The 8,242-nt window shown below is 55.9% G+C and carries 6 protein-coding genes; 5 read left to right on the top strand and 1 reads right to left on the bottom strand.

Annotated features, from left to right (window positions below; all coding sequences use genetic code 11):
* Together zipA and ligA are read left to right on the top strand one after the other, a co-directional pair.
* A partial coding sequence (gene zipA / locus QGM61_RS14065; protein ID WP_281133341.1) for a cell division protein ZipA occupies positions 1–1,207 on the top strand: 1,207 nt, incomplete at its 5' end.
* A complete protein-coding gene (gene ligA / locus QGM61_RS14060) occupies positions 1,194–3,314 on the top strand; it encodes an NAD-dependent DNA ligase LigA (RefSeq protein WP_281133340.1) in 2,121 nt (706 codons plus the stop codon). The genes zipA and ligA, both read left to right, overlap by 14 nt.
* A gap of 3 nt (positions 3,315–3,317) precedes the next feature.
* Here the strand turns inward: ligA and QGM61_RS14055 are convergent, their stop codons facing one another.
* A complete protein-coding gene (locus QGM61_RS14055) occupies positions 3,318–3,920 on the bottom strand; it encodes a transglycosylase (protein WP_281133339.1) in 603 nt (200 codons plus the stop codon).
* Positions 3,921–4,118: 198 nt separating this feature from the next.
* On the opposite strand from QGM61_RS14055, the gene QGM61_RS14050 reads away from it, so the two are divergent.
* From QGM61_RS14050 to QGM61_RS14040, 3 genes are read left to right on the top strand one after another with little or no spacing between them, the layout of a single operon-like run.
* Positions 4,119–5,324, top strand: a complete 1,206-nt coding sequence (locus QGM61_RS14050; protein ID WP_281133338.1) for a polysaccharide export protein — start codon at positions 4,119–4,121, stop codon at positions 5,322–5,324.
* Between the two features lie 25 nt (positions 5,325–5,349).
* Complete coding sequence (locus QGM61_RS14045) at positions 5,350–5,808, top strand: low molecular weight protein-tyrosine-phosphatase (protein WP_281133337.1); 459 nt, start codon at positions 5,350–5,352, stop codon at positions 5,806–5,808.
* Positions 5,809–5,858: 50 nt separating this feature from the next.
* Positions 5,859–8,171, top strand: a complete 2,313-nt coding sequence (locus QGM61_RS14040; RefSeq protein ID WP_281133336.1) for a polysaccharide biosynthesis tyrosine autokinase — start codon at positions 5,859–5,861, stop codon at positions 8,169–8,171.
* Positions 8,172–8,242 lie beyond the last annotated feature (71 nt).

The raw sequence follows: 8,242 nt of genomic DNA, 5'->3' as shown, positions 1-8,242 counted from the left end.
TGAGCCAGAGCCAGAGCCAGAGCCAGAGCCAGAGCCAGAGCCAGAGCCAGAGCCAGAGCCAGAGCCAGAGCCAGAGCCCGAAGTGGAAGAAGTAGATGAGGACGATGATATGCCGAAGAACTTTGACTCAGAGTATGAGGCAGATCCAGAACCGCAACCCACTGACGACGATACCTTTGCTGCCATGAAGCCAGAGGACGACATCGATATTCTCTTCGATGACGAAGATAACGCGCGTCGCCTGGAAGCACTGGAAGAAAAAGAAGAGCCCGCATCCAGGCGGTTCTTTGGCTGGGCAGGCGACACCTTCAGAAACCTGACGGCCGGCGTCGCGGCCAGTCGCGCCAAAGCCGCGGCCGATGCAGAAGCCAAAGCGGAAGCTGAGCGCCAGGTCAAAGCCGAGCGTGCCCGCCAGTTGCAACAGGCGCAACAGGAAGCAGAGCGCGCTGCCATTGAGGAAAAACTGCGACTTCGCGAAGAGGCTGAGCGCCGCGCTGCAGCCGAACTGGCGCGACAGCAGGAGCAGGGCTACGATCAGGATCAGTTTGCCGACGAGGACTTTGCTGAGCAGTCATTTAATGCAGATGACCAGCCCTATGATGAGACTTATGACGAGCTGTCCGACCCTGCGCCGGCGCCTGTGCAATCGCGTGCGGAGCAGTCAAGGAATTCTGGACAGCAGGAGTCCCGCAGCGCGCCCAGACGCAGTGCCAAAGAAAATCAGCTGGCATTCGATATGAGCCGCGACGAAGAGGATGATCAGGAAGATCCCGGTTACAGCGAAGTGCTGGTCATCAATGTAATGGCGCGCCCCGGTACCGAGATAGCCGGTGATGAGCTGTTGCAGGTCCTGCTGGGCGCCGGGCTGCGCTTTGGCAGTATGTCCATCTTCCATCGCCACGCCGATCGCCGTGGCGGGCCGGTGCTGTTCAGTGTGGCGAACGCGCTGAATCCCGGCACCTTTGATCTCAACGAAATTCATGAGTTCACCACAAAAGGTGTCTGCTTCTTTATGACGCTGCCCAATGTGGCCAACAACATGCTGGCCTTTGAACAGATGCTGGCCACTGCCAAACATGTACAGTCGACGCTGGATGCGGATCTGAAAGATGACAACCGTTCCGTGATGACTGCGCAGACGATTGAACATTACCGTCAGCGCATCCGTGATTTTGAGCTGCAGCAACTGAAACATGGCAAGCGATAATCAAAAGAGCGAGCTGAGTCGGGAAAACGCTCAGCAGGAGCTCGCAGAGCTCCGGCAGCTGATCAATCACCACAATTCGCTGTACCACCAGTATGATGCGCCGGAAATTCCCGACGCGGATTACGACAAACTGTTTGACCGACTGATTGCCATCGAAGAGCAGTTTCCCGATCTGGTGACACCTGACTCGCCCTCACAGCGCGTCGGAGACGCACCCCTTGAATCCTTCAGTCAGGTGACACATGACACACCCATGATGTCACTGTCCAAGGTCTTTAATGATCAGGATCTGGCCGACTTTGAGGCTCGGATTCTCAAGCGCCTGGATTCGGAAGAAGTGCCACGTTACAGCTGTGAGCCGAAAGTCGATGGCGTGGCCGTCAGTCTGCTTTACGAACATGGACTGCTGGTGCGCGGAGCGACCCGTGGCGATGGTGTGACTGGCGAAGATATTACGCACAACGTCAAAACCATTCGCAATATCCCACTGCGTCTGAACAACAACAAAAAATACCCGCTGCCTGATCGGCTGGAGGTTCGTGGCGAGATTGTCATGACCCGGTCCGGCTTTGCCGCCATGAACGAAAAGGCCAGTAACACCGAAGGGGGGCGCACCTTTGTTAATCCACGAAACGCCGCGGCTGGTACCTTGCGTCAGCTGGACCCACGCATTGCAGCCGAACGCCCCCTGCATTTTTTCTGCTACAGCGCACATGTCAGTGCGGGTTCAGGTGATGGCACTGACTCAAACGGCGATCTTTCCTGGCCGGACTCCCACAGCGGCAGCCTGGAATTGCTGGGCCAGTGGGGCCTGCCGCTCAATCCTGAGCGTGATGTGGTCACCGGCTATCAGGCCTGTCTGGACTACGCCAACGAACTGCTCGGCAAGCGCGACTCACTGGACTACGAAATCGACGGCGCAGTGATCAAGGTCGACAACATCCGCCTGCAACAGGAACTGGGCAGCAATGCCCGCACTCCGCGCTGGGCCATGGCCTACAAGTTCCCAGCGGAAGAGGCATCGACGGTTGTTAACGATGTGGAGTTCCAGGTCGGCCGAACCGGTACCATCACGCCGGTGGCGCGTCTGGAGCCCGTCTTTGTCGGTGGCGTCACGGTCAGCAATGCCACCTTGCACAATATGGACGAAATTGCCCGCCTGGGCCTGCACATCGGCGATCGTGTCATCCTGCGCCGTGCTGGCGATGTCATCCCGAAAATCGTCAAGGTTATGGACGGGTCTCTGAAGATGCCGTCTGATGCCGTCCCTGGTGCAGCTAACACAGCTGAGCGGCGCGACATCCTTATGCCCAGCAATTGCCCGGCCTGCGATTCCCCCGTCGAGAAAGACGGCGATGTGCTGTATCGCTGCACGGGCGGTCTGGTTTGCCCGGCCCAGCGCAAGGAATCATTGCGCCATTTCTGTTCGCGCGCCGCCATGGACATCGAAGGTCTGGGCGAAAAACTGGTCGATCAGCTGGTCGAAGCCAACATGGTTCACACAGTGGCCGATGTTTTCACGCTCAGCAAAGAACAGCTGTTGACTCTGGAACGTATGGGCGAGAAGTCGGCAGACAATCTGCTCAATGCCATTGAAAAAGCCAGATCAACCACGCTGCCTCGTCTGCTTTATGCATTAGGTATCCGGGAAGTAGGGGAGGCCACCGCGCTGGCACTGTCCAGTCATTTTGGCAGTCTGGAAAAACTGATGCGGGCCAGTGAAGACGAGCTGATTCAGGTGGAAGATGTCGGGCCGGTTATGGCGGCTCACATCGCACACTTCTTTGCCAATGAAGAAAACGACAAAGTCATCGCCGACCTGCGCGAGCGTGGTGTGACCTGGCCGGAGCACGAGGCGCAAACGGTATCGGACGAACTGGCCGGCCAGACCTGGGTGCTAACCGGTACGCTGGAGACGCTGACCCGTGACGAAGCCAAAGCCCGGCTGCAGGCTATGGGCGCTAAAGTGTCCGGCAGCGTCTCTAAAAAAACGACTGTGGTGGTTGCCGGCCCTGGCGCTGGCTCCAAACTGGATAAAGCCACCGAGCTCGGCGTCAAAGTCATCGATGAGCAGGAACTGCTGGCGCTCTTGACTGCGCAGCAATAGACGCTAGCTGAATAAGCGCCAGAACCAGTTTTTGCTCAGTTCCTCACGACAATTGGCATACTGCACTCGATAACGCTCCGCATTGGCATCCACCGCATTGGCGGTGTCTAGCAACCAGCGTTTATCCCAATAGGTGCCGCGGTTATAACCGGTGTGTCCCTCATGATAGGCCAGGTACAGATTGCGGGCGTCATCCAGGGCAATCTCGCTGCGCTGCGGTGAGAAATGGTTGTACCAGCCGATAAAATCCACGGCGTCCTCAAAATTACTGCGTCGGGCAAAGCGGTTGCCGGACTCACGTTGATATTCTGCCCAGGTGGAATCCAGCGCCTGGGCATAACCGCGCGCGCTCGACGGTCGCGTCCAGGGGATAAACCCCAGCAAACGAGTACGCTGCGGTCGCGCCCGCGCGTGAAACGATGACTCCTGATAGATAAACGCCATCGTCACATGAACGGGTACACCCCAGCGGCGTTCAGTCCGTTCAGCGGCTTTGTACCAGTCGCGCCGCTCCTCAAACATGTCGCAGACATTGGACACATTGCTGGGTCTGGTCGCGACACAGGCCGAAAGCGTTAGTGCGCATATCAGGATGTAGACTCTCATGGCTTCAAGTGTAGCATTCGTCCGGAGTTGGAGCATAAATTTGATATGTGGAAGATCCTCAGCTACCTGTAAACGCAAATCGCCCCTTTTTAGTCCCGTACATACCCATATGGGTTAGGCAAAACTGCAGCATACCCTTGAAAAATGGGCTACAATGCGGGAGTTTTCATAATTAAATCAGCACGCTTGAGCCTCGGAATGATCAGAAACGTACGCCGTATTACTTCGCTGTTTGTCATCCTGACTTCCCTGACGGGTTGCGTGTTGGTTCCCGGCAGCAACATTGACCCTGACCAATACAGTACCGAGACACAGGCCGACTGGTTTGAAGTTAACCAGGGTATCTGGTTTCCGGGGCTGCGCGGCATAGGTCAAGCGGATACAGAAGAAGATATCGCGGCGGTTGAGCGGACTGTTGATGTCGTCGCCATTACGTCCGACCTGATCGCCAACCAGAATCGCCAGCAGATGCTTAGCAATGCCGTTGCTGCCGCTATGCCGACAAGCCTGCAACAGGAACTGGCCGAGTACGAATACTATGTCGCTGCCGGTGACGTGCTACAGATCACTGTCTACGACCATCCCGAACTGACCAATCCCAGTGGCTCGAATAATAACAATGCTGAGTTTTCCGGCATCATTGTGGAAAACGATGGCAGCATCTATTACCCCTATATAGGTAAAGTTCAGGTGGCGGGACGCACGGTCGACGAGATCCGCGAAGCGATTTCCACGCCGCTGGCAGAATTCATAACAGCGCCTCAGGTTGCCGTGCGTGTGCTGCGTTTCAACGCCAAGCGAGCTTATGTCACCGGTCAGGTCAATGAACCCGGCCCACAGACCATTACCAACGTGCCTTTGACGGTGCTGGATGCCATCGCCCGCGCCGGTGGTCTTGCCGAAAACGCAAATTGGCATGATGTCCTGCTTTCACGTAATGGCGAAGAAATTCGTCTGTCTGTCTATGAAATGCTGAACAACGGCCGTCTGGGCCAGAACATGCTGTTGCAGCATGGTGACGTGCTGCATGTGCCAGTTGTTGGCCAACGGCTTATATTCGTGTTGGGTGAGCTCAATCGCGTCAATACACTACCAGTGGGCAATATGAGCATGTCTCTGACAGAGGCGCTCACCCGCAGTGGCGGTCTGAATCAGGTTACCTCCAATGCCGAAGGCATTTTTGTAATCCGCCCCAATGAGGCCGAAAATCCCAAGCTGGCGACCGTCTATCAACTGGATGTTAAAAACGCCGTGTCGTTTGCAGTGGGCGCGCAGTTTATGCTTAAGCCCTCGGATATCGTATACGTGACAACCGCACCGGTAACCCGCTGGAACCGTGTGATCAGTCAGATTATCCCCAGCCTGAACGCGCTGATTACTGCGGACAGGGTGGGCACATTGTGATGAACACCGATGCAGGGATCGCATCATGAGTCCGTACAACAACATACTGGTCGTATGCCAGGGCAATATCTGCCGCAGCCCGGTGGCCGAGGCGCTGCTGAAGCGGGCATTACCCGGGAAGCAGGTCCAGTCAGCCGGCCTGCAGGCCATGGTCGGGCTGGGCGTGGAACCGACGGCAGCAGAAATTGCTTCGCTAGCCGGTCTGGATGTGAGTGAGCATCAGGCTCGGCAGATTAGCGCCGAACATGCGCAGTGGGCGGATCTGATCCTGGTAATGAGTCAGAATCAGCGCGGCATGCTTGGACAGTTGGCGCCATCTGCCATGGGCAAGTCGCTGCTGCTGGGGCATTGGGTCCGTGCAGCAGGCACCCGCGCCAACAATGGACAGGACATCCCCGACCCTTATAAAAAGAGCCGGGATGTATTTGAACATGTACACAAACTGATGGACGAAGCCGTGCAGCTGTGGGCTGCCAAGATATAAGTAAAAGAAACATTTAGCGTTTATCACCCAACAGATGTAGACAAGGTGTTATGACTGAAGCCGCTCAACAATCCCGTGCCGCCAGCCGCAGCCAGGCAAGCCACTCAGGGTCCGCCGATGACGAAATCGATCTGGGTTATCTGCTGGCCATCTGTCTGGATAACCGTTGGTTGATAATAGGAGTGACATTGCTCGTCACCTTGTTAGGTGCCGCCTATGCCTGGCTGGCCACACCCGAATATCGTGCGGATGCACTGCTGCAGGTAGAACAGCGCGCCAATAATCTGGGTTCGCTGGATATGGCGCTGCTGGGCCAGGAAACCACGCAATCAACTACCCAAAGCGAGATTCTGCGCTCAAGGATGATTATGGGGCAGGCCGCCCAGCAGGCGGGTCTGGACCTGGTAGTCCGGCCCAATTATTTCCCGGTGATAGGCGCTGCGCTAGTGCGCCGCGGTACTGAGCGGCCTGGCTGGGCGCAGGGCGGGCCGCATGCCTGGGCCGGTGACAGCATTAACGTCGGTGAGCTGCTGATCGAACAGGCATTACAAGGCCAGCCATTGACATTGAAAGTGACTGGCCCCACAAGCTATACACTGAGTAATCAGGATGGCGAGCAGTTGGGCAATGGTCAGGTTGGCGAGTGGCTGCGCCTGGATCAACCGTATGTCGAATTGCTGGTGGAGCGGATTGCCGCCCCAAACGATGTTGAGTTTACGCTGATCAAACGCAGCGAAACGCAGATGATCCGATACCTGCAGAGTCGATTTGCGGTCAACCAGCGCGGACGTGACACTGGTATCCTGGAGCTGACTCTAACTGGACCTAACCCGCAGGAGATCCAGCGCTCACTGAACGCGATTGCCGATGTGTACCTGGTTCAGAACATCAATCGCCAAGCAGCGGAAGCTGAGAGTAGATTGGAGTTTCTGGAACAGCAAACACCGCTGATCCAGGATGATCTCAACTCGGCCGAGAGTCGCCTCAATGACTACCGCGCCACCCAGGACAGTGTGGACCTGGACTTTGAAACCCGCAGCATGCTGGAACGGCTGGTTGAGCTGGAGGGCGAGTTGAATGCGCTACAGATTCAGGAATCGGAACTGGCGCAGCGCTTTACGCCCAGTCATCCCAGCTACCAGGCGCTGATTGAAAAACGCCGCCAACTGGTCGGTGAGCGCAACCGCCTAGAGCAACAGGTCGATACCTTGCCCGAGACCCAGCGTCAGGTATTACGCCTGAACCGCGACGTTGAAGTATCACAGCAGATATACATGCAGATGCTAAATGCTACTCAGGAGCTGCGTATCGCGCGGGCCGGCACGGTAGGTAATGTGCGTATTCTGGATAACGCGCTAGTCAGCAACAATCCAATCGCGCCGCGCACCAATCTGATAATTGTTATTTCACTGATGGCTGGTCTGATGCTGGGCCTGATGGTGGTACTGGTGCGGCATATGCTGCACCGCGGTGTAACTTCGGTGGAAGAACTGCAGGCGCTGGGACTGCAGGTTTACGCCACCGTGCCTTTGTCCGAAAAACAGCAAAAGCTGTTTGACCGATTCACGGCCCACAAAACACGTAAACGCTTCAGTCGTGTATTGGGGAAACACCTTGGTGACAAAGTTAGCGGTCCCCTTTCACGACGTCGCCACAGTCGCTCGGAAGGCGGCGTGCTTGCTGTTTTGGACCCCAGCGACCTGGCGATTGAGGCGCTAAGAAGTCTGCGCACCAGCCTGCATTTTGCCATGTTGGAGGCTAACAACAATCGCCTGATGCTAACGGGCCCTAGCCCGGCTGTTGGTAAGAGTTTTATTTCCACCAATCTGGCTGCCATCTGTGCGCAGGGAGGTCAGAGGGTATTGTTGATTGATGCCGATATGCGCAAAGGGCATATCCACCGCTCATTTAACGGCGTCAGCGAGCAGGGGCTAAGTGATTTTCTGGTTGGCGATACACCCCGCGACCAGGTTATTCGGCACACTGAGCTGGAAACACTGGATTACATTGCACGGGGCACTGCGCCACCCAACCCTTCAGAACTTCTCATGACTAAAAGATTTAGCGAGTTTCTCGACTCGGTGGGACAGGAATATGACCTGGTTATAATTGATACTCCACCTGCATTGGCGGTGACCGATGCCGCTGTTGTTGGTAAGCAAGTGGGTGCCACACTGATGATCACGCGTTTCCGGGAAAACAACCCGAAAGAAATTGAGCGAGCATTGCAGCAGCTTGAAAGCGCAGGTGTAATCGTAAAAGGCTGCATCCTCAATGCTATTGAACGCAGCGCGTCCGCCTATTACGGCTACGGTTATGGATACGGCTACTACCACTATGCTTATAAGTCCGATGATCAATAGGAGAGCATTGATAACAGCTAAGCCATATCGAATGTTGCAAATCCATTGAAAGGTCATTAGCATGTTCAATA

The organism is Pseudohongiella sp. SYSU M77423 (assembly GCF_029911965.1).
In the GTDB taxonomy this organism is placed as follows: Bacteria; Pseudomonadota; Gammaproteobacteria; order Pseudomonadales; family Pseudohongiellaceae; genus Pseudohongiella.
This window is presented reverse-complemented; position numbering and strand designations above follow the sequence as displayed.